Source organism: Nocardia sp. bgisy134 (assembly GCF_965341865.1).
In the GTDB taxonomy this organism is placed as follows: Bacteria; Actinomycetota; Actinomycetes; order Mycobacteriales; family Mycobacteriaceae; genus Nocardia.
In genome coordinates, this window is the sequence record NZ_CBDQZP010000010.1 from 144,108 (window position 1) to 165,040 (window position 20,933).

The 20,933-nt window shown below is 68.1% G+C and carries 19 protein-coding genes and 1 pseudogene; 14 read left to right on the plus strand and 6 right to left on the minus strand.

Going from position 1 to position 20,933, the window contains the following annotated elements; genetic code table 11:
• Positions 1–7: 7 nt before the first annotated feature.
• The 5 genes from ACRWNM_RS19205 (at position 8) to ACRWNM_RS19225 (ending at position 4,885) form a co-directional block, all read left to right on the plus strand.
• Positions 8–1,075: a 2-aminoethylphosphonate ABC transporter substrate-binding protein gene (locus tag ACRWNM_RS19205; protein WP_431969355.1), complete on the plus strand. Its 1,068-nt coding sequence runs from the start codon at positions 8–10 to the stop codon at positions 1,073–1,075.
• A gap of 1 nt (position 1,076) precedes the next feature.
• Positions 1,077–2,297 carry an ABC transporter ATP-binding protein gene (locus ACRWNM_RS19210; RefSeq protein ID WP_431969357.1) on the plus strand — a complete coding sequence of 407 codons (1,221 nt, stop codon included), beginning with the start codon at positions 1,077–1,079 and terminating at the stop codon, positions 2,295–2,297.
• A gap of 49 nt (positions 2,298–2,346) precedes the next feature.
• Positions 2,347–3,243, plus strand: coding sequence for a 2-aminoethylphosphonate ABC transporter permease subunit (locus ACRWNM_RS19215; RefSeq protein ID WP_431969359.1), 897 nt, complete (start codon positions 2,347–2,349; stop codon positions 3,241–3,243).
• A gap of 2 nt (positions 3,244–3,245) precedes the next feature.
• Entirely contained in the window at positions 3,246–4,043 is a 798-nt protein-coding gene (locus ACRWNM_RS19220; RefSeq protein WP_431969361.1) for an ABC transporter permease, read from the plus strand.
• Between the two features lie 239 nt (positions 4,044–4,282).
• On the plus strand, positions 4,283–4,885 hold the full coding sequence (locus ACRWNM_RS19225; RefSeq protein WP_431969363.1) for a DUF4126 domain-containing protein: 603 nt from the start codon (positions 4,283–4,285) through the stop codon (positions 4,883–4,885).
• A 341-nt stretch (positions 4,886–5,226) separates the two neighbouring features.
• Here the strand turns inward: ACRWNM_RS19225 and ACRWNM_RS19230 are convergent, their stop codons facing one another.
• Positions 5,227–5,586 (minus strand): DUF4254 domain-containing protein, encoded by a 360-nt coding sequence (locus tag ACRWNM_RS19230; protein WP_068064588.1) that lies wholly within the window; start codon positions 5,584–5,586, stop codon positions 5,227–5,229.
• A gap of 771 nt (positions 5,587–6,357) precedes the next feature.
• Here ACRWNM_RS19230 and ACRWNM_RS19235 point away from each other — a divergent pair.
• From ACRWNM_RS19235 to ACRWNM_RS19265, 7 genes and pseudogenes are all read left to right on the plus strand, one after another.
• Entirely contained in the window at positions 6,358–6,780 is a 423-nt protein-coding gene (locus ACRWNM_RS19235; RefSeq protein ID WP_431969365.1) for a peptidase inhibitor family I36 protein, read from the plus strand.
• 710 nt (positions 6,781–7,490) lie between these two features.
• Positions 7,491–9,014: a WS/DGAT/MGAT family O-acyltransferase gene (locus ACRWNM_RS19240; RefSeq protein ID WP_431969367.1), complete on the plus strand. Its 1,524-nt coding sequence runs from the start codon at positions 7,491–7,493 to the stop codon at positions 9,012–9,014.
• Between the two features lie 2 nt (positions 9,015–9,016).
• Entirely contained in the window at positions 9,017–9,670 is a 654-nt protein-coding gene (locus ACRWNM_RS19245) for a TetR/AcrR family transcriptional regulator (protein ID WP_431969369.1), read from the plus strand.
• Between the two features lie 305 nt (positions 9,671–9,975).
• Positions 9,976–11,028 carry a 3-keto-5-aminohexanoate cleavage protein gene (locus tag ACRWNM_RS19250; protein WP_431969371.1) on the plus strand — a complete coding sequence of 351 codons (1,053 nt, stop codon included), beginning with the start codon at positions 9,976–9,978 and terminating at the stop codon, positions 11,026–11,028.
• Positions 11,029–11,219: 191 nt separating this feature from the next.
• A pseudogene (locus tag ACRWNM_RS19255) lies at positions 11,220–12,497 on the plus strand (MFS transporter).
• Positions 12,498–12,522: 25 nt separating this feature from the next.
• Complete coding sequence (locus tag ACRWNM_RS19260; protein ID WP_431969373.1) at positions 12,523–13,125, plus strand: RBBP9/YdeN family alpha/beta hydrolase; 603 nt, start codon at positions 12,523–12,525, stop codon at positions 13,123–13,125.
• Positions 13,126–13,388: 263 nt separating this feature from the next.
• Positions 13,389–14,306 (plus strand): YeiH family protein, encoded by a 918-nt coding sequence (locus ACRWNM_RS19265; protein ID WP_431969375.1) that lies wholly within the window; start codon positions 13,389–13,391, stop codon positions 14,304–14,306.
• A 157-nt stretch (positions 14,307–14,463) separates the two neighbouring features.
• On the opposite strand, the gene ACRWNM_RS19270 is transcribed toward ACRWNM_RS19265, so the two are convergent.
• The 4 genes from ACRWNM_RS19270 to ACRWNM_RS19285 form a co-directional block, all read right to left on the minus strand.
• Positions 14,464–15,075, minus strand: coding sequence for a TetR/AcrR family transcriptional regulator (locus ACRWNM_RS19270; RefSeq protein ID WP_431969377.1), 612 nt, complete (start codon positions 15,073–15,075; stop codon positions 14,464–14,466).
• The gene (locus ACRWNM_RS19275; protein WP_431969379.1) at positions 15,072–16,157 is read right to left on the minus strand and encodes a saccharopine dehydrogenase; all 1,086 of its coding nucleotides are present in this window, start codon (positions 16,155–16,157) and stop codon (positions 15,072–15,074) included. The genes ACRWNM_RS19270 and ACRWNM_RS19275 overlap by 4 nt, the downstream gene beginning before the upstream one ends.
• 83 nt (positions 16,158–16,240) lie before the next feature.
• Positions 16,241–16,738, minus strand: a complete 498-nt coding sequence (locus ACRWNM_RS19280; protein WP_431969381.1) for a L,D-transpeptidase — start codon at positions 16,736–16,738, stop codon at positions 16,241–16,243.
• Positions 16,739–17,026: 288 nt separating this feature from the next.
• Positions 17,027–17,614 carry a TetR/AcrR family transcriptional regulator gene (locus ACRWNM_RS19285; RefSeq protein WP_431969383.1) on the minus strand — a complete coding sequence of 196 codons (588 nt, stop codon included), beginning with the start codon at positions 17,612–17,614 and terminating at the stop codon, positions 17,027–17,029.
• Between the two features lie 86 nt (positions 17,615–17,700).
• On the opposite strand from ACRWNM_RS19285, the gene ACRWNM_RS19290 reads away from it, so the two are divergent.
• Positions 17,701–18,228, plus strand: a complete 528-nt coding sequence (locus tag ACRWNM_RS19290; RefSeq protein WP_431969385.1) for an anthrone oxygenase family protein — start codon at positions 17,701–17,703, stop codon at positions 18,226–18,228.
• Positions 18,229–18,308: 80 nt separating this feature from the next.
• Here the strand turns inward: ACRWNM_RS19290 and rox are convergent, their stop codons facing one another.
• Positions 18,309–19,733, minus strand: coding sequence for a rifampin monooxygenase (gene rox, locus ACRWNM_RS19295; protein ID WP_431969387.1), 1,425 nt, complete (start codon positions 19,731–19,733; stop codon positions 18,309–18,311).
• A gap of 233 nt (positions 19,734–19,966) precedes the next feature.
• Between rox and ACRWNM_RS19300 the strand changes: the two genes are divergently transcribed.
• On the plus strand, positions 19,967–20,809 hold the full coding sequence (locus tag ACRWNM_RS19300) for a ketopantoate reductase family protein (RefSeq protein WP_431969389.1): 843 nt from the start codon (positions 19,967–19,969) through the stop codon (positions 20,807–20,809).
• The last annotated feature ends 124 nt before the right edge of the window (positions 20,810–20,933 follow it).

Below are 20,933 nucleotides of genomic sequence, written 5' to 3' on the forward strand. Positions count from 1 at the left end.
TCCCATCGTGCGTACTTCCCCCACGCGCCTGTCCCGCATCCTGACCAGGACCGCCGTGCTCGTCGTCGCCGCCACCGCGGTCGCCGCCACCGCGGCCTGCGGCGGCACGGGCTCCGGCGGCTCCGGCGGGCAGACGGTCACCGTCTACTCCGCCGACGGCCTCGACGCCTGGTACAGGACTCGATTCGACAAGTTCCGCGCCGAGACCGGCATCGCGGTCGACGTCGTCGCGGCGGGCTCCGGCGAGGTGGTCAACCGCCTCGAGAAGGAGCAGTCCAATCCGCAGGCCGACATCGTGGTCACCCTGCCTCCGTTCATCCAGAAGGCCGACGCCGCAGGGCTTTTGCAGCCACTGGGCGTGGACACCTCGGCCTTTCCCGCCACCGAGAAAGACCCGAACGGCAGGTTCGTCAGCCTCGCGGGCAACTATCTGAACTTCATCGCGAACAACTCCGTCGACGCCTCGAAGCTCACCTGGGAAGACCTGCTGAAGCCGGAATACCGAGGCAAGCTCCAGTATTCGACGCCGGGCCAGGCAGGTGACGGCACCGCCGTGCTGATCCTGCTGCAACAGCTGCGCGGCAAGGACGGCGCGCTCGACTACCTGAAGCGGTTGCAGGTCAACAACGTCGGCCCTTCGGCCTCCACCGGCAAGCTGCAGCCCAAGGTCGACAAGGGCGAGCTGCTGATCGCCAACGGCGACGTCCAGATGAACACGGAGTCGATCACCTCGAAGGGCTCCAAGTTCGGCATCTTCTTCCCCGCTTCGGCCGACGGTGCCAGGCACACCGTCGCGCTGCCCTATTTCATGGGATTGGCCAAGGGCGCCCCGCACGCCGACGCCGCCAGGAAGCTGATGGACTACCTGCTGAGCAAGGAGGTGCAGCAGACGCTCGGCCCGGACGCGTTCGCGGTCTCGGCCCGCACCGATCTGACCGGCGCGCCCGCCACCGGCTCCGGCACGACCCCGGCCGCACTGCTGCACGGCGTCCAGGTCGTGCGTCCCGACTGGACCCAGGTCCTCGTCGGCCTGAACGACGACGTGGCCGCCTACGAGAAGGCCATCGGAGGCTGACATGACCCCCGGCGACACGCTCACCGAATCGTCCACCGCCACCGGGACGGCACGGACCGCCACCGACGGCGAACCCGCCATCGTGTTCGACCGAGTCGGCGTGCGGTACGGCTCCGGCCGCAAGACCACCGTCGCACTGGCCGATTTCAGCTTGCGCGTCGCCGCGGGCGAGACCGTCGCGCTGCTCGGCCCGAGCGGGTCGGGCAAGTCGACCGCGCTCGAGGTGTTGGCCGGATTCGTCCGGCCGACCTCGGGCGCGGTCCGGCTGGCCGGGCGCGACGTCACGCAGCTGTCCCCGGCCAAACGCGGCATCGGCGTCGTGGTGCAGTCCTACGCGCTGTTCCCGCACATGACCGTGTACGGCAATGTGGCCTTCGGGCTGAAGGCGCATCGCGTGCCACGCAACGCCCTCGCGGACCGGGTGAGCGAGGCACTGACCATGGTGGGCATGGCCGACTACGCCAAGCGGCTGCCGCGCGAACTGTCCGGCGGCCAGCAGCAGCGCGTGGCGATCGCCAGGGCGCTCGCCATCCGGCCCCCGGTGCTGTTGCTCGACGAACCGCTGGCCGCGCTCGACGCCCAGCTGCGCCAGTCCATGCTCGGCGAGTTGCGGCAGCTGCGAGAGGCGTTGCCGGACACCGCCATGCTGTACGTCACGCACGATCAGACCGAGGCGTTGGCCCTCGCCGATCGGATCGCCGTCATGCGCGACGCCCGGCTGGTCGACGTGGACACTGTCGAGAACCTCTGGCAGCGGCCTCCCAGCGATTTCACCGCCGCTTTCCTCGGCGGAGCGAATCTGTTGGCGTGCATCGTGAATCGGGTATCCGGGGGCACCGCGCTGGTCACCGCGGGCACGCACACGCTGCGCGCCCATGCGCCGGAGCCGGGCATCGGCAGCCTCCCTTGGGACCCGGATTCGGCCGCGCTGCTGTGCATCCGGCCGCACACGGTCACACTCACGACGGCGGCGGAGCGAAACGCATTGCGCGGCACGGTGATCACGAGCATATGGCGCGGCGCGTCGACGCGGCTGGAGGTCGACGTGGACGGATTGCCCGATCCGCTCGCCGTGGACGTACCCGGACATGCGACCGCGACACCCGGATCGGTGGTCGGCGTGCGATTCCCCGATCCGGCGGGCGTGCTCGTCCCGCGCCGGGTCGGTATCGAGTCACCTACCGCCGCAGCGCCTTCCGATGGAAACGGAGCGCGCACATGAGAGGTCTCGTGGTCGCGCCCCGCCGAACGGTCGCACGAGGAGGAACGCGATGAGCGCGATGCTGCTGGATCGCCCCGCGGCCAGTGCCGAACCCGCCGCACCGGACGCCCGGCGGCGGACCCGGCGCGCGGTACTCTGGACGCTGCCGCCGGTGCTCGTGGTGCTCCTCGTCGCCGGATACCCGATCCTGCGGGTGCTCACCGAGTCGACGGTCACCCCGGACGGGCGCGGGACCGAGGTGTGGTCCTCGGTCCTGGGTTCGGACTCGTTCCGAAACGCGTTGTGGCGCACCGTTTCCATCGCATTCACCTCGACAGCCGGGTGTCTCGTGCTCGGCGCGTTCCTCGCCGTCGTGCTGGCGTTCGTCCCGTTCCCGGGCTCGGCGCTGGTCGGCAGGCTGATCGACACCGTGCTGACCCTGCCGTCGTTCCTCGTGACGCTCGCGTTCACGTTCCTGTACGGCACGGCGGGCGCGGTCAACGCGCTGCTCGCCGACCTCACCGGCCGTGACACTCCCGCGCTGAACTTCCTGCACACCCCGCTCGGCGTGATCGCCGCGGAGATCACCTTCTTCACGCCGTTCGTGGTGCGGCCACTGCTCGCCGCCTTCGCCCAGCTACCCCGCGAACAGCTCGACGTGGCGGCCAGTCTCGGCGCCTCGCCGTGGCGGGTACTGCGCCAGATCGTGCTCCCGGAGGCGTGGCCCGCCATGGTCGCCGGCGGCAGTCTCGTTCTGTTGCTGACGCTCAACGAATTCGGCATCGTGCTGTTCACCGGCGCCAAGGGCGTCCTCACGCTGCCCGCGCTGATCTACACCCGCGGCATCGTGACCTTCGACCTGCCCGGCGCCGCGGTGCTCGCCTCGGTGCAGGTCGCGCTGTCGCTCACGCTCTACGCCGCCTACCGCTTCGTCTTCGCGCGCGTGACCGCGCGGAAAGGACAGTGACCATGCTGGTGTGGACCCGAACCGGCCGCGCCGCGGTACTGGCGGTGTTCGGTCTGGTCGTCACGATCGTTTTCGTCGCCCCGATCGCCACCGTCGTCGCGGCATCGCTGGCCGGTAGCTGGACCGGTCCGCTCCCTTCGGATCTCGGCCTGGCCAACTTCCGGGAGGCGCTGTCGGGCGACGAGGCGGCCAGCCTGTCGGTGAGCTTGCAGACGGCGCTGCTGGCGGGCGCGGGCGCGCTCGTCGTCGGCACCTGGGCCGCGCTGGCCGCCAGGGAGACGCCGACCTGGTGCCGCAGGCTGACCGACGCCGTGTTCCACCTGCCCGTCGCGGTGCCCTCGGTCGCCATCGGCCTCGGCGTGCTCGTCGCCTTCAACGAACGCCCGCTGCTGCTCGGCGGTTCCCGGTGGATCGTCATCCTGGCGCACGCGGTACTGGTGCTCGCCTATGCCTTCAGCGCGGTATCGGCCGCCCTCGACCGGCTCGATCCTGCCTACCGGCAGGCCGCCGAATCTCTTGGCGCGGGACCTGTCCGGGTGCTCTGCCGGGTGACGCTGCCGTTGCTGCTGCCCGCGCTCGGCGCGGCGGCGGGGTTGGCGATCGCGCTGTCGATGGGTGAAGTCGGCGCGACCATCATGGTCTATCCGGCCACCTGGCGCACGCTGCCGGTCACCATCTTCGGGCAGACCGATCGCGGGGACGTGTTCGACGCGGCGGCCGGTACCACGCTGCTGGTGCTGGTCACCTTGGTGGCGCTGGTGCTGCTCGGCAGGCTGAAAGGCCGTGCGGCGCTGCGTTGATGCGTTCGGAGCGCTGTGTCGAGCGCGCCTGGGCGCTGTGCTGACTGTGCACGGGGCCCTGCGCTTAGCCTGCTCTAGGCGCGGCGGTGCGTGCTCTAGGCGCGGCGGTCCGTGCTCGAGGCTCGGTGCCGTACTGAAAGCAGCTGCGCTGTATTGGAAGCAGCTGGGCGAGGTCTCGACCGCTGTGGTGAGGGCGCTCGGGACGGTGCGACGAGCGCACTGCCGCATAGGATCACAGGGTGTCGCTGCTCCCCTTGATCTTCACCGCGGGCTGGGCCAGCGGTATCAACGCCTACGCCGTGGTGCTGCTGCTCGGGTTGTTCGGCATCACCGGACTTTCCGACGACGTGCCGGAGGGTCTGCAACGCACCGACGTGCTCGTCGCCGCGGCGGTGCTGTTCCTCGTCGAGGCGGTGGCCGACAAAATCCCCTACCTCGACACGTTCTGGGACACGCTGCACACCGTGGTGCGTCCGGCCGCGGGCGCCGTGGTGGCGGCGCTCCTCGCGGGTTCCGATGATTCGCTGCCGCAGCTGGCCGCGGCGGCGGTGGGCGGCACCGCCGCGCTGGTCAGTCACCTCGTCAAGGCCGGCCTCCGGATGGCGATCAACACCTCGCCGGAACCTGCCAGCAATATCGTGACCAGCACGCTGGAGGATCTCGGTGTTGCGGGCGTCATCACGCTCGCGATCTTCCATCCGATGGCCGCGGCCATGATCGCGGGAACGTTCCTGCTGATCGGCCTGACCCTGATCGTTGTGCTGGCCGGCCGGATTCGCCGCTTTCGACGTCGTCGGCGGGAACGGCGCCGAGCCCGCCTGCCGGCCGCGCAACCTGGCTGAGCCGAGCAAGCTGTGCGAACTCGTACCGAGTTCTACTCGGTCGGTAACTGGCTGAGCCGCGCGAGCTTCGCGAATTCCCGCCCGGCCCCACTCGATCGGGCAATCCGGATGAGCCGCACTGGCTTTGCGAATTCGTGCCAGGCCCGGCTCGGCCGAGCAACCATCGGGCGTGCCGCGCCAGTCGACCACGCGGCACGCCGGGCGGGGCGCCCCGTTGCGCCCGCCGTCACTACGGGCGGCGACGTTCGCGTCCGGGCGGACGCACTGGTCGGATGACATTCCGCCCGGGGACGTCGCCGTCGTGGCGGTGGCGCGGTACCCCGCCGGGCCGCCGGGAGCAGCTACTGCCCTGGCAGTCGACGGCGGCCTCCGGCCACGTCGGTTACCAGATCAGTGTAGCCGTCGACGAGTTCTGCCAAGTGGTACCAGTGTTTATGGGTGTTGTCACTGCGCGGCCCGTCGGCGTCGATCGCCTGGTTCGCGTTCACCCAGCTGCGCGCCATGCGGTCGACCACGGCGCCGAGGCTCTCGGTGTGCAGCGAGGCGCCGTTGCGGTGCTGCGGCACCTCCTGCGCGATCCAGTCGTTGATGTCGTCGACGAGTTCGCTACGTCGACAATCGATTTCGGCGACCAGGTAGGCGTCACGCACTTCCGCGCGCCGAGCGTGCAGCTCGGCGAGCGCGTGCGCGGACCGTAACAGCTCGCGATCCTGGAAACGCCGTCCCTGAAACGCACACAGAATTTGCGGAGCCGTCGGCAGCACCCCCACCGTCGGCGCGCTCATGCCTTCGCCTCACTGACGCTCGGCTCCGGCATGTGCGATGCGCGCTGGCACAGGATTCGCTCACTGTGTTCGCTCATCGCCACACCCCTGATTCACCCGACACCAACCCTTTATGTACCAACATCATTGGCTCTCGATTCGGTAATCCCGGTCATCGGATCGGTTGTTCACACCTAGGCTAGCTGGATCATGCTCTTACAGATGCAAGAACACAACAGAAAACGCAATATTGCGTTCCCTCTGCGGCGACTTGCTTCCACCTGGCTTCCACGCAGCGGCAACCATGCAGCTAGGACGTGTTCCGGGTCACAGAATCGGCCGAATGCCGGTGCGTAAGGGGGCTTTCCGCAACCGGTTCCGGTAGCCGAAACTTCGCCCGAACCGGACGAAACCCCCTGCCTTGTCGAATGCGTGTCGGACAACGCAGGGAGACATACTCGAGCTCTAGCCAACCCTCATGATCCACAGGCGGCTGTCGACCTCGGCAGCACGAGCATGGGGCCATTCCTCGAGCCCTCGCCGCATTCAAACCGGTTGAACAAGTCCGGTAGCGGGCTGGCCGCCGGCCGGCCACCACCGCTCCGAATGAGTACGGGCGGTGAGTATTTCGGCGGACGTCGCGGGCATCGGCGGTTCGTACGCTCGCAACATCACCCGCAGGGGGTGATTTGCCAGAGGGAGGAACCCATGTTCTACAGAAACGCCACGCGTACGGTCCCACTCGCCGCGGTCGCTCTGACGCTCGGCGCGCTCGCGGGCGCAGGCGTCACGACGATCTCGCCCGCCCCGGCATCCGCGGCGCCGGGCTACAGCTGCCCGGGCGGGATGTTCTGCGGCTGGGACGGAGCCGATGGCAAGGGCAGCATGATCATTCAGGTCGATGCCAATTGTTTTCTGCACGATATCGGCAACGGCGGCGTCGGCGACCGCTTGACCTCCTACTGGAACCGCACCGGCCAGACCGTGGGGGTGTACAACTGGACGGGCGAACGCTGGCAGCTGCTCGCCTCCATCACGGACAACAGCCGGGGCACCCTGTCACCCGGCGCGGACAACAGAGCCGACGCGGTGATGCCCGGCGGGAACAGCGGTGCGACCGGCTGCGTGTGAACACACCGCGAGGATTGTGGGTGCGGAGACCGTGGGTGCCGCGGTCTCCCGCTTCGCCGGATACGCCTCGACCGCACGGTAGTCGTTACGCACCACCGGAATGATCATGCGCAGACGCTGGTCACCATCCGCCCCGGACGCTCGGCGAACTCCGATTCCAGCGCCTCGAGTGCGACTCGACCGGGCGTCGCATCGTCCGGAAGCAGCGTCGACTTCGACACAGGAAATACGTCTACGACGCAACAGAATTCGGCCGACGAGGCAGCGGTGCCAATTCTTTTGATATCAGCCGGAGGCCCATCCGGCCACCCACTCCGCAGGCGACCACCTTGATTTTCCCGCGCCCATTCGGCGATATCGCTGGTCTCAGCACATTTGGACAGATGAACAGAATGCAGCTGTGAGATATGTCAACTATCAAACCCTGGCACCGTGCCCCGCCAGTGTGATACAGCACGTTCTCGCTGCTACCGACCCGAAACCACGCTTCAGCACTAGCTATTAACAGAGCGTTACACGCACCAACTGTTAACGCGAAATACACAATTCGCGGCGTGGGATCGGGCAGCGAGTGCTGCCGATCGAAACTAGACTTGCGCTCACGTTCTCGGAGCAAGGTCGAATTACGCCCGCCGACAGCTCCATTCGAACGGCTTTCCGCCGCCGTGCCGCGATGCACGAAAACTCACCGTGACTCCTGAGAGGGAAGCATGCATTCCTCAGCGCCCGATACACGTGCTCCGCGCGACGTCGGCCTCCGAATCACCACACCCGGCGAGTCGTTGTACGCCGCCCGAGATACCCCGACACCCGCGCGGACGTCTACGGTCACCATTCCCGCCGCACCCGAGCCGGGCAGGCCACGCCAGTTGAGTTCGCTGGATCTGCAACTGCTCGACCTCGAAACCGACTCGGCGCCAATGCATGTCGGCACGGTCACCGTGCTGGACTCCGCCGCGGCCCCCGAAACGCCGCTGGATGTCACCTCCCTGCGGCAGCTGTTCGCCGACCGCCTCCACCTGATCGCGCCATTGCGCCGTCGCCTGCGCACGGTCCCGTTCGGGCTCGATCTGCCGTACTGGGAGGACTGCGACTACATCGATCTCGGCTACCACATACGGCACATACGACTACCCGACGACGCCGGCGACGAACACCTCGCCGACTACGTGGCACGACGGCACGCCGCACCGCTGGACCGCACCAGACCACTGTGGGAATGCGATCTGATCTCCGGGCTCGCCGACGGACGGCAGGCCGTCTACACCAAGATCCACCACTCGGTGATCGACGGCATCTCCGGCGCCGAGATCATGGCGGTCATCCTCGACCTCCACCCCGAGAGTCTGCCCACACCGCCACCCGCGGACGGCATCTCCCGCGACCGCAACCCGTCCACCGCCGAACTGCTCGCCCGCAGTCTGCCGAACATGATCGGCCGCCAGGCAATCCGCGTTCAGTCCCTTCTGCACGCGGGTCCCGCCCTGCTCCAAGCCCGCGACGACCTCCGCGCGAAACACCCCGACGTTCCGATCAAGGCACCCACCACCCCCACACGCAGTCTCGCCTACACCTCGCTCCCCCTCGACGCGGTCAAAAACATCAAGGACCGCGTCGACGGCACCGTCAACGACGTGGTGATGGAGCTGTGCACCTCGGCGCTACGACGCTGGCTGCTCGACCACGACCAGCCCGCCGACCATCCCCTGGTGGCCGCGATTCCAGTATCCGTACGCACCCCCGAGCAATTCGGCACCGCCGGAAACCAGTTCTCCCTCATGCTCACTGCGCTACCGATCGCCGAACCCGACCCCGAACATCGGCTCGAACAGCTGCACAGCAACCTGCTCGAAGCCAAGAAGCGATTCCAGACCCAACCGCCCACCCTGCTGCACAAAGCCACCTCCCTGCTCACACCGCTGCTCCACGGCCGACCCACCCGCGCCCTCCTCCGAGCAGCGGCACCGAGCCTTCCCCTGGTCGACCTCGTCATCTCGAATGTCCCCGGCCCGCAAATTCCGTTGTACCTCCGCGGAATCCGCGTCCAGCACAGCTACCCGGTCTCCCTGCTCACCGAACTGGCAGGCAGCCTCAACATCACCGTCATGTCCTACGACGGGCACCTCGACTTCGGCATCGTCGCCTGCCCCGACGATTTCCCCGATGTCTGGGACCTCGCCGATCACCTGCACAAGGCACTGGCCGACCTAGAGCAATCGCCCGGGAGGCCATAGCGATGACCGCAGACCCCATACCCCACGAATACCCACTGTCCACATCACCGCAGAGGCCGGACCGTGCCGCCCAGCGGGACTTCCGACGTCGATACGCCCTCGCCGCCGCCACCGAGGTCTTCGTCTCGCGCGGCTATCACGCGACCACCATGGACGAAATCGCGCAGCGCGCCGGCTACACCAAACCCATACTGTACAAACAGTTCTCGGGAAAACTGGACCTGTATCTCGCCGTCCTGCAGGACCATATCGACACCCTGACCGAAAGCCTGCGACAAGCACTGGCCTCGACATCGATCAACAAGCAGCGTGTGCGCGCCGCGGTGCAGACATACTTCGACTTCGTCGACCACGAGACGCACGGTTTCCGGTTGGTGTTCGAATTCAGCGCGGCCAGCGAACCCTCGGTGCAGTTGCGTATCGGCCGCGCCACCGACGCTTGCGTGGACACGGTCTGCGAGGCGGTGACACACGACTCCGGGCTGAACCCACAACAGGCCCGCCTGCTGGCCGCTGGGCTGGTGGGCGCGAGCCAGGTCGCGGCGCAGTACTGGCTCGACACCGGCCGGGCGATCCCGAAATCCGACGCCATCGATGCCGTGATCAGATTGTGCTGGGGTGGGCTGTCGCAAGTGCCTTTGCACCCGACCGAATGAACGCCGGCCGACTTGCAGCGCTCCTGTGTCCGCAACGGCGCGCGGTCGCATCCCTGGCCTCGTGCGCGAAGAGCATCCGGCCGGCCATTGCACCTGGATGCGGCAGCCATGCGCATGTCCCGAAATGAATAAATTCGCGTCCCGCGAGGATAAGCATCGGTGAGTGATCTGGATTACCGTGGGTTACATCACAGCGAGTTGATCAGCGAAACGGAAGACGCCGTGTTCGGTGAGCGCACCCGGCACGGTCTTCTGCCGACATCTCGCACGCGATCCCACGATTCGATCCCGATCGGAGCACTCTCATGTATTTCCACGACGACTCGCTGTTCCCGGAGAACCAAGAGAAGCTGGTCATCACCGCCGCCCCGTACGGCCCGGAGTGGGAAATCGACGACTTCCGCGAGGACCTGCCGCTGACCGTGGACGAGCACGTCCAAGCCGCGGTGGACTGCTACAACGCGGGCGCCACCGTACTGCACATCCACGTGCGTGAACTCGACGGCAAGGGTTCCAAGCGGCTGTCGAAGTTCAACGAGCTGCTCGGCCGCCTGCGCGAGGCGGTGCCGGACATGATCCTCCAGGTCGGCGGCTCCATCTCCTTCGCACCGGAAGGCGAAGGCGCGGAAGCCAAGTGGCTTTCCGACGACACCCGGCACCTGCTCGCCGAACTCGACCCGCGACCGGATCAGGTCACCATCGCCATCAACACCAACCAGATGAACATCGTCGAGCTGATGACCGGCGACGACATCGCGGGCACGTCGTTCACGCGACCGGAGGTATACGAGGCCTACCGGGAGATGTACGTCCCCGCCGGCCCCGCTTGGGTCGAAGAGCACCTGAAGCGGTTGCAGGCCAACGGGATTCAGCCGCACTTCCAGCTGGCCAACATCCCGCAGCTCGAGACGGTGGAGCGGTTGATCCGGCGCGGCGCGTACACCGGTCCGCTCTTGGTGACCTGGGTCGGCATCGGCGGCGGCTTCGACGGACCCAACCCCTACAACATGATGGAGTTCATCCGCCGTGTTCCCGACGGCGCGGTGCTGACGCTGGAGACGCTCATGCGCAGCGTGCTGCCCGTCAACACCATGGCCATCGCCATGGGCCTGCACGCGCGCTGCGGTAACGAGGACACCCTGTGGGGCCGCAAGGGCCAGAAGATGACCTCGGTGCAGCAGATCGAGCAGCTGGTCCGCCTCGCGGGTGAACTCGGCCGCGAAGTCGCGACCGGCAAGGAAGCGCGCGAGATCTACAAGCTCGACGAGCGCTACGCCAACGCGGACGAGACGTTGGCCAAGATCGGATTCGCTCCCAATCGCAAGCCCGGCCAGGTCGGATTCACCCACCACGCCTGAGCATTCCGGGCGATGCCACGCCGGGCGTCGCCCGCCTCGGGGCCAACGGCCCAGGTGAGCCCCGGGCTCTCGATTCCTTTCACAGCTCCGGTGCGCGCGCACCGTCTCCGCGCACCGGATTCGTAGGAGCACCAATGGAGTTGCACACTACCGCCACCGGGACGGCAGGCTCCCCTGCCGCCGTCCCGGCCATGGCGGCCACCCGCGCCCCAGCAATCCGCCGGGTCTATCCGTGGGTCGTCTTCGCCCTGGCCTTCGGCCTGCTGCTGGCCGACTACATGTCGCGACAGGTTCTCAGCGCGGTCTTCCCCTTCCTGAAAACCGAATGGGCACTGTCCGATTCGAAGCTGGCCTCGCTGAGCAGCATTGTCGCGCTCATGGTCGGCCTGCTGACGTTGCCGCTCTCGCTCCTGGCCGACCGGTGGGGCCGGGTGCGCAGCCTGGTTCTGATGGCTGTCCTGTGGAGCGCGGCCACCTTGGTGTGCGCGACCGCCACCGATTACGAACAGATGCTCGGCGCTCGCTTCCTGGTCGGGGTCGGTGAGGCCGCCTAAGGCAGCGTCGGCATCGCGGTGGTGCTCAGCGTGTTCGCGCCCCACGTGCACGCCGCGCTGAGCGGGGCGTTCATGGCAGGCGGCTCGTTCGGATCGGTCCTCGGCGTGGCCGCGGGCGGCGTCATTGCCGTCCAGTTCGGCTGGCGGTGGGCCTTCGCCGCGATGGCCGTCTTCGGCCTGATTCTTGCCGCGCTGTTCCGGACCCTGATCAGCGATGCGAAGCTGGCCGGCCACGCCGCCGTGCCGACGCCGCGCGCGAACGCCAGAGGGTTCCGCGCGCCGGTCTCGACACTGTTCACCGATCCCGCAGTGCTGTGCGCCTACCTCGGCAGCGCCCTGCAAATCTTCACCGCCGCGGTGCTGCTGTCGTGGATGCCGAGTTTCTTCCACCGCTACTACGGTCTGGCGCCGGACAGAGCGGGCGCGACCGCCTCGATATTCGTGCTGCTCGTCGGCGCGGGCATGGTGGGCTGCGGGATGATCACCGACCGCGTCGGCCGCGCCGACATATCCCGCAAATGGACCGCCGCGATCGTGTTCTGCCTGATCTCGCTCGTGTGCCTCACCCTCGGCTTCAGCCTGGACACCGGTGCGCCGCAACTGCTTCTGATCGGCATCGGCGCGTTCTTCTCCGGCGGATCGTCCGGGCCTGCCGCGGCCATGGTCGCCACTCTCACCCACCACTCCGTGCGTGCCTCGGCCTTCGGCGCCCTCACCCTGGCCAACAGCCTGCTCGGCCTGGCCCTCGGCCCGTTCGTCGTCGGCGTGCTCGCCGACCACCTCGGGCTCGCCGGTGCGCTGCGGCTGGCGCCGCTGACGTACCTGGTCGCCATCGCCGCGCTGATTCTCGGCAAACGCGCCTACCCGGCCGGGTTGCGCAGGCTCGCCGTACTGAATTCCACCGCCTCGCTGTGATCATCGAAAGGATGCGCCACACGCCATGAGCAGCATCGTCGAACCGACCGTCGTCATCGTCCCCGGAATGCGCGACCACGTGGCCGAACACTGGCAGACCCTGCTCGCCGACCGGCTCGATCGGGTGCGCACGGTACCGCCGCTCGAACACCACCGGCTCAGCCGGACCGCACAGGTCGCCGCACTCGATGCCGTGCTCGGCGACATCGACGGCCCCGTGGTGCTCGTCGCACACAGCGCGGGCGTCATGACCACCGTGCACTGGGCCCAGCAGGCCACCCGGCGGGTGCGAGGAGCGTTGCTCGCCGCCCCGCCTGACTTCGAAACGCCTCTGCCGCAGAGATATCCGTCGATCGAGGAGCTCGACTCGCACGGCTGGACGCCGATCCCGTGGCGGCGGCTGCCGTTCCCGAGCATCGTGGCCGCAAGCACCACCGACCCGCTCGCCGCCTTCCGCCGCGCGGCGGCGATGGCCGAGGCATGGGGCAGCCGGCTGGTCGGCCTCGGTGATGTCGGCCACCTCGATCCCGCCTCCGGTTACGGCTACTGGCCGCGCGCGGAGGAGCTCCTGCGGGAGCTGCTCGACACGTCCGCACGGGCCGCGACCGGAGCAGAGGTCGCCGGGTGAGCAAGGTCTTCACTTCGGCGGCCGACGCCTCGGGGGTACCCGCATCCGGGCGCGCGGCCCGAGCGCCATCGCCGACCGCCACCGACCCGCGACAACATCAGCCGAGGATCATGGTTCACTCCGAAACATTCTCTCCGCCAATCATTCTTGAAGACGCCGGCGCATCGGCGCGACCGCACGGAGTCACCGGCCGTACCACGAGTTGGGTACAGGAGTACTGGCCCGGGCTCGCGCTCGCCGCCGTCGCCGTCACTGCCGTCTCGATGTTGGGGCGGTTGCTGCCCGGTCTGAGCCCGCTGCTGGCGGCGATCGTCGTCGGCGCGGTCGCCGCGAACACGGTCTCCCTCCCGCAGCGAGTCCAGCCCGGATTGCAGTTCTGCTCGAAACGCCTGCTCCGTATCGGCGTCGCACTGTTGGGCCTGCAAGTGACGTTCACCGACATCCTCGGGCTCGGACCCGCGGCGCTGGCGGTGGTCGTCACGGTCGTCGTCTTCGGTATCGGCGGGACCATGATGCTCGGCAAGATGCTCGGCCTGAACTGGACCCAGCGACTGTTGATCGCCTGCGGCTTCTCCATCTGCGGAGCCGCCGCCGTCGCCGCGGTGGACAGCGTGGTCGACGCGAAAGAAGAAGAACTGCTGACCACCATCGCGCTGGTGGTCGTGTTCGGAACGGCGCTCATCGCGATCATCCCGGCGACCGCCCACGCCATGGAACTCGGCGACTCGGCCAGCGGTATCTGGGCCGGAGCCGCGATCCACGAGGTCGCGCAAGTCGTCGCCGCGGGCGGCGCGCTCGGCGGCGGCGCGCTCACCATCGCCGTCGTAGTGAAACTCGCCCGCGTCGTCCTGCTCGCCCCCGTCCTCGCAGTCATCGGCTGGCAAGTCCGCCGCCACACCCCAGACTCCGCGAAACACCGCACCACACCGTTGGTTCCGCTGTTCGTCCTCGCCTTCCTTGCCTTCGCGGCGCTCCGCACCACCGGCGCGGTGCCCACCGTCGCCGTGGAAGCCGCACGCACACTTCAGATCACGCTGCTCACCGCCGCGATGTTCGCACTCGGCACCGGCGTCCACCGCAGCACCCTGAGCCGGATCGGCATCCGCCCCCTTGTGCTCGCCACCGCGGCCACCATCTGGATCACCGCGCTGGCGCTGGCCGGTGCACTACTCGCAGCTTGAGCCGCAATGACGTCGCCGAATCTCGCACCACCGCAACGATTCTGCGCGTCTTCCCGCACAGCAGCTGCGGCAACCTTCGGCAGGCTCGGGTCCAGAGCTCTCTGCCCGGTCATCCCGCACCCAGCACACGCCAGGCTGATCCGGCCGGGTCCGGCACCTAACGCCCATCGAGAAGTGCTGCTGCGGTGGCAATCAGCACTCGGTCTGCGGTTTCGTCGCGGTGAGCGGCTATGCCCGAGCGGAACAGTGCGGCTCCTTCGACGATGATGGCGAACACTCGGGCGCGAGCTCGGCAGATCTCGGGGGCGAGGTCGGGATTGCGCGCGACGATGACCTCGATGACATGGGATTGGTAGCTGCTGTAGAACTTCTGGATCTCGGAGGCGACAGTCTCGTCGCGTCCGGCCAGCGCCCACAGCTCGGTGTAGATCCGCGTCAGCCGGGGATCGTCGTGTTCGGCGAGCAGGGTGCGGACGAGGTCTTCGGCGGATTGTTCGGCGACCGGCCGCGCCAGCAGCGGTTCGAGGCGCCGGAGCGACGATTCCAAGGTCCGGCGCAGGACCGCGCCGACCAGGTCGGTACGGGTGGGGAAGTAGTACTGGAGATGGCCGAGGCGCACTTCGGCTTTCGCGGCGACGGCGCGCATGGTCAGCTCACCGTAGCCGGAGTCGACGAGGATCCGTTCGGCGATGTCGAGCAGATCGGCCCGGCGCTGCTCGCCTTTGGTGGTGGCTCCCGCGCGCCGGGCCTCGCCGCCGGGGTGGGTCATGCGGCCCTACCGGTCGCGATGACGGTGTCGATTCGCGTCTCGACACCGTAGGCGGCGAGTGCGTCCGGGACGTGCGACGGCACCGGAGTCTGCTCGGGGAAGCGCACGCCGTTCGCTGCGGGCGCACCGTCGAGGCCGAGTACTCGTCGCACTCCGAGGAACGCACCGACCGCGGTGAGATGCGCCTGCCCGGCGGGATCGGTCACCACCGCGCGGCGGGTCAGGCCGTCGCGGGTGACGTCGACGCGCACCTGAGCGGTGCCGCCCGCACCGGGCGCGTACAGCAGGGCCCGGCGGGCGCCGGTGAAGCAGTCCCCGCGTCCCCATCGGAAGAATCCGAGCCGTTTGACCGCCAGCAACGCCGAAGTCGAAGCGGCGGAACTGAATCCGATCCTGGTAGCCGCGGTGACGGCGCCCAGCGTCAGCGGCAGGGTGAACTGTTCGGGGGTATCGATACGGGCGACCCGGGTCAGGGTGTCGCCGATGCGGACGCGGCGGGAGTCGGTGAGCGGCATGATGGTGTGCCGCTGCCCGTCCTGGACCACCTCGTAGTCCAGTCCGAGACGGTCCATGAACTCCACCGAGTCGGCGCCCGCACGGTCGCGCAGGTCCCAGCGGATCGCCACCTCCACGGTGTCGGCGCCGCCGAGCTCCTCGGCCAGATGTGCGGCCACGAGACTGGTGACCCCGCCCATCCACGCGGACGACAGCAGCACCGGCGCAACCGGATTCAGCATCGCCGCCACCGTCGCGGCGCGCTGTAGACGCGCGGTCCAGCGGGTGATGTCGACCAGCGGCGCCCCGCCGACGATCGCCGCCCGCAACACCCGATCGTCGGGGTCGTTGACCGCACTCACCACCGCCCGCACCCGAGCACGGAACGGCGCGGGATCGGACAGATCCCAGACCCGCAACGCCGCTCCGGTCGCCGCGGCGAGGTCGCGCCCTCGTTCCACCGATCGCCCGGTGAGCAGCAGCGGCAACGACGGGGCCGCCAACCGCGCCAGCTCGGCGCCGACGGTTCCGTATCCGCCCACGAGCAGGACCGGGCCATTCGCATCGAATTCGAGTTCATCGCTCACGTACCCAATATAGGTCAACCGACCTAAAAACGATCGGGCGCCTATGGGTGACCGATCGGACCGCAAGATCCAGCGGAACGTCGTTACGGCACGACTTCGATGATGTCGCCGGGCTCCAGGTAGTAGAAGAACTCGCGCGCACCGTCGGGGGTCATGCGGATGCACCCGTGTGACTGCTCTTCGATCGGGCCGATGTGGGTGGCGATGTCACCGTCGAAGAACACCGCGTACTTCATCCAGACGTGGTGCATCGTGCTCCAGTGGTCCTCGCGCTTGAAGTCGACGTCGAAGACGCCCGCCCGGGTCAGGTAGCCGGGCCTGCCGTGCGAGATCGGGGTCGGGCCGTAGGTGACCCGGCCGTTGTCCATCAGCCACGCCTCGTTGGTCGACAGGCGCATACACCCGCGCGCCTGGGCGGAGCACGGCGCCACCACCGGCGCGGGCGGAATCAGTGGGGGCGCGATCAGCGGAGGCACGCCGGGGATGTCCGGTCCGCCGGGCCACAGCGGTTCGGCCTGCGCCGGGAGCGCGACGGCGAGTCCGGCCACCGCCGTGCCGATCAACAACGCGAGTCGCGCCACTGGGCGCAGTCGACTCTGGCACTTCATGGATCAGACCTGCCTTCCCCTCACCCCGTCGTGGGGACGTGCCGACCGCGGGGCGAGGGAATACGCATGGGCGACACGAGAGTCCGAGCTGACCTAGAAGTGTTTTCGATCATTGTGAAGCGGCTCTGGACCCCCGCGGGACAAATCGGACGCGACCGGTAGGCAACCGAGTCGATCTCGATAGCGTGGCGTGCTTGCCATCTTCGAGTTGTTGTGATTCCGCCGGAGATGGCGGCGTCAGCGCACGGAACTGATGTTCGGTCAGCCGAAGAGGCCGGCGCGTGCGGCCGTCAACGTCAGTGCCGCGGCGGCGTCCGCCGTGCTGTCGGTCACCCGCTCGCCGGTGATCAGGACTCGGAAATAGATCGGCGCCGCAAGGCTTTTGATCAGTTCCGCGGGATCGGCGCCGGAGGGAAGCTCGCCGCGCGCGATCGCGCGCGGCACGACCGGCAGCGCCCGGCGGATTCGATCACGGAAGACGTGCCGAATGCTGTCGGGCGGCGACGGCAGCCCGGCGGCGTTGGACACCATGACCGTGAGGACAGCCTGGCCGGACGGGCTGTTGATCCACGCGACCAGACTCCGCGCGAGCGCGCGAAGATCGCCCTCGATCGAACCCGTGTCGGGGATCGCTATCTCCGCGGCGACGCTCTCGGCCAGCGCATCGGCGATCAGGGCGTCACGGTCGGGCCACCGCCGGTAGACGGTCGTCTTGTGCACACCGGCGCGCTGGGCGACGTTGTCGACGGTGAACGCGGTGTAGCCGTGTTCGCTCAGCTCGTCGACGGTCGCGGCGAGCACGGCGGCACGGACCTTCGGCCCGCGTCCGAGGGGCGCGGCAGAACTCATTGCAACTCCTTGTTGCGATATCGACGGCAACCGGGCATGCTGACGATATCGCAACTCGGTGTTGCGATCGTGCGATGGGAGTTGCGATGCTGTCGAAATCCGTCCGTGCGGCGGCGCTGTTGTTTCCCGGGCTGCTCGCAGGGGCGTTCGGATACGGCGCGGTGAACGTGCTGTACGCGTTTCGTGAGGTGCCCCTCGAGGTTCGGTTCACGTTTCATACCGCGCTGATGCGAGTCAACGGCGTGGTGATGCAGTCGCTGATGGGCTTGGCCATCCTGAGCACGCTGCTGCTGGCAGCGCGATCGAGGTCATGGCCGCGATGGGTCGCGGGGAGCGCGTCCGCGCTGACGCTCCTGTCGTTCCTGGTGACCCGCCTCGGGAACGTGCCGATCAACCAGCAGATCAAGCGCTGGGCGGTGGGGACGCCACCCGACGATTATGCCGACATCCTGCGGCGCTGGGAGCTGTTCCATATCACCCGGACCGGGTGCGCGCTGGTCGCATTCGTCTTGGTGATCGCGGTCGTCACCGGATTCATCGGGGCCGGCGCAGACGATCGGCCACCGAGCGCTGCCGCCGACCGGCCCTCGATGGATGCCAACGCCGCACACTGAAGGAGGATGACCGGGTCCGTGGAGCGGGCCGGTGCGATATCCGCACCGGCCGCGTCACATCCCTTCCAGCCCTGGCGAATTCAGCTCGCGGCGCCGAACCAGCGAGGCAACTTGTCGAGCAGATCCCGCTGATCGTCACCGACCCATGCCACGTGGCCGTCCGGCCGCAGCAGCACGGCGGGCACGTCCAGTTCCTCGCTGACGTCGACGACGTGGTCGACCCGATCCGCCCACCCGGCAACCGACAGCAAGCCGGTCTGGTCGAGCAGCAGTCCGCGGCCGCTGTGCATCAGCCCGTAGAGGCGCCCCCGCTTCAACCCCACGTCCCGCATCCGCCGTCCGAGCAGCTCATGCCCCTCGCCGAAGTCGTAGCGGACCCCGATCGCGGTGATCTTCTCGATCAAGTACCGGTTGACCTCCTCGAAATCCATCAGTTCCGCCACCAGTTTTCGCACAGCCTGCGGTCCCGGCTCGAGGGACATCAGCTGCATCATCGCGCGGGTGTTGTCCAGCACGTCGGCGGCCACCGGATGCCGTTCGGCGTGGTAGCTGTCCAGCAGCCCCTCCGGGGCCCATCCGTCGACCTCGGCGGCCAGCTTCCACCCGAGGTTGAACGCGTCCTGGATACCGAGGTTGAGCCCCTGCCCGCCGGTCGGCGGGTGGATGTGCGCCGCGTCGCCCGCCAGCAGCACCCGGCCGACCCGGTAGCGCTCGGCCTGCCGGGTCGCGTCGCCGAAACGGGACAGCCAGCGCGGTGAGTGCACGCCGAAGTCGGTGCCCGCGACCGCCCGCAGCTGCTGCTTGAACTCCTCGAGTGTCGGCGAGACGGTACGGTCCTCGGCCACCCCCGCGGCGGGCACGATCACGCGATGCACCCCGTCCCCGAGCGGCATGGCGCCGAACCGCTTCTCGGTCTTGCGGACTTCGGCCATCACGGCGGCCAGCGTCTCCGGCGGCGCGTCCACCACCATCTCGCCCAGCAGCGTCTCGACCCGGCTCGGCTCGCCGGGGAAGCCGACGCCGATCAGCTTGCGCACCGTGCTGCGTCCGCCGTCACAGCCGACGAGGTAGCGCGAGCGCAACTCCGTGCCGTCGGCCAGCTCGACGGTCACCCCGTGCTCGTTCTGGGTCAGGCCGACCAGCTCGCAGCCGCGCCGGATCTCGGCGTCCAGCTCGGCGGCGCGTTCGGCCAGCAGGCGATCGGTGATGGGCTGCCGGATGCCGAGCACGTAGGGATGCGCGGTGTCCAGCCGCGTGGGCCACGGCTTCTCGATACCGGCGAAGAAACCACCCACCGCGAACTGCTGGCCGTGCGCGAGGAACCGCTCCAGCAGACCACGCTGGTCCAACACCTCGACACTGCGCGCGTGCAGACCGAGCGCGCGAACGAACGGAGTCTGCTCCGCCTCCTTCTCCAGCACGAGAACTCGGACCCCGTGCAGCCGCAACTCACTGGCCAGCATCAAGCCGGTCGGTCCGCCCCCGGCAACGATCACATCGAACATGAACCGCCCATTCCCTCGAGGTCTGCGTTTTCGGCCAGCTGCTTCGCGCAGCTCCGCGACGCACACGCACGTCACAGATCCCTGATTTTCAGCAGGTACTGGCTTCGGCCGGACATTCTGCGGCACGACCGGGGTCTTGCCGCAAGACCCCCAGTGCGCTATATGTTGAAAGTGGCAGAGAGTTTTTCTCGCCTATGGCGTCCGGTTCGGACTAACGAATCCCTCCCGAAACGGTGACCCGCTGCGCACACGGCAGCACTTTCGCCTTTCAGCTCTCCCGCGCGGGTCACGATGTCACCGTCGTCGCACGCGGATCTCGGCTGGAGCGCCTGCGCCGCGATCAGGCGATCGTCACCGCCACCGGCGAACAGGCCGCCGTGCGCGTCGCCGCCGAGTTGGACACGACGACGCCATGGGATCTCGTGCTGGTCACGGTCCTCGGGTCGGAGGTCGACGTACTGCTACAGCGCCTGGCCGACTGCGCCGCGCGCACTGTCATGTTCATGTTCAACATCTTCGAATCCCTCGACCGCTTCCGCGACGCGGTGGGACCGGAGCGCACGGTATTCGGCTTTCCGGCGGTGGTGGCAGTCATTCGAGACGGCGAACTGGAGTTCACCGTTCTGCGCCGTGGCACGCCGTCGACCGTTTCGGACGAGCGTTGGGCGACAGTCTTTTCCGACGCCGGGATCCCCTCGACCGTGCACCCTGATATGCAGGGTTGGCTGCGGACCCACGCGGCATTCGTCGTGCCGGTGCTGCTGGCGGGGCAAAGTGCGCATCGCACCGGCCACGGTCTCGGCCGACGCGAAGCGACCGCACTGGCCCGCGCCCTGCGCGAGGGATTGAGCCTCGTGCGCCAACTGGGAAACACCCTCACCCCCAGCCCGATCGGCATTCTCGGCCGCCTGCCCATCGTCGTGATCGCCGCACTGCTGTGGACGGCCACCCGGCTGCCGGTGTTCGTCAGAACGAGCTCGGTGGCGCCGACAGACGAACTGGCGGCCCAGATCGACGAAATGGATTCCACCGCACCACAAGGCACACCGGCTCTACTGGCCGTCCGCCCCGAATAGCCCCAGACCGCCCCGGCTCACGGCCGACAACGGTTTTCGCCGGACGAAGCGAACCACCGGCGAATCGACGCCGGGCTGCGCCAATGCCGTTGGCGAATTCTTGTCGTCAGCGACATATGCTCGG

Bases quoted from the DNA above. Each gene is read 5' to 3' on its own strand.
- ACRWNM_RS19240 (WP_431969367.1), top strand. From the start codon at position 7,491: ATGCATTCCTCAGCGCCCGATACACGTGCTCCGCGCGACGTCGGCCTC.
- ACRWNM_RS19245 (WP_431969369.1), top strand. From the start codon at position 9,017: ATGACCGCAGACCCCATACCCCACGAATACCCACTGTCCACATCACCG.
- ACRWNM_RS19285 (WP_431969383.1), bottom strand. From the start codon at position 17,614: ATGAGTTCTGCCGCGCCCCTCGGACGCGGGCCGAAGGTCCGTGCCGCC.
- rox (WP_431969387.1), bottom strand. From the start codon at position 19,733: ATGTTCGATGTGATCGTTGCCGGGGGCGGACCGACCGGCTTGATGCTG.
- ACRWNM_RS19260 (WP_431969373.1), top strand. From the start codon at position 12,523: ATGAGCAGCATCGTCGAACCGACCGTCGTCATCGTCCCCGGAATGCGC.
- ACRWNM_RS19210 (WP_431969357.1), top strand. From the start codon at position 1,077: ATGACCCCCGGCGACACGCTCACCGAATCGTCCACCGCCACCGGGACG.
- ACRWNM_RS19270 (WP_431969377.1), bottom strand. From the start codon at position 15,075: ATGACCCACCCCGGCGGCGAGGCCCGGCGCGCGGGAGCCACCACCAAA.
- ACRWNM_RS19215 (WP_431969359.1), top strand. From the start codon at position 2,347: ATGAGCGCGATGCTGCTGGATCGCCCCGCGGCCAGTGCCGAACCCGCC.
- ACRWNM_RS19220 (WP_431969361.1), top strand. From the start codon at position 3,246: ATGCTGGTGTGGACCCGAACCGGCCGCGCCGCGGTACTGGCGGTGTTC.
- ACRWNM_RS19265 (WP_431969375.1), top strand. From the start codon at position 13,389: ATGTTGGGGCGGTTGCTGCCCGGTCTGAGCCCGCTGCTGGCGGCGATC.
- ACRWNM_RS19235 (WP_431969365.1), top strand. From the start codon at position 6,358: ATGTTCTACAGAAACGCCACGCGTACGGTCCCACTCGCCGCGGTCGCT.
- ACRWNM_RS19290 (WP_431969385.1), top strand. From the start codon at position 17,701: ATGCTGTCGAAATCCGTCCGTGCGGCGGCGCTGTTGTTTCCCGGGCTG.
- ACRWNM_RS19250 (WP_431969371.1), top strand. From the start codon at position 9,976: ATGTATTTCCACGACGACTCGCTGTTCCCGGAGAACCAAGAGAAGCTG.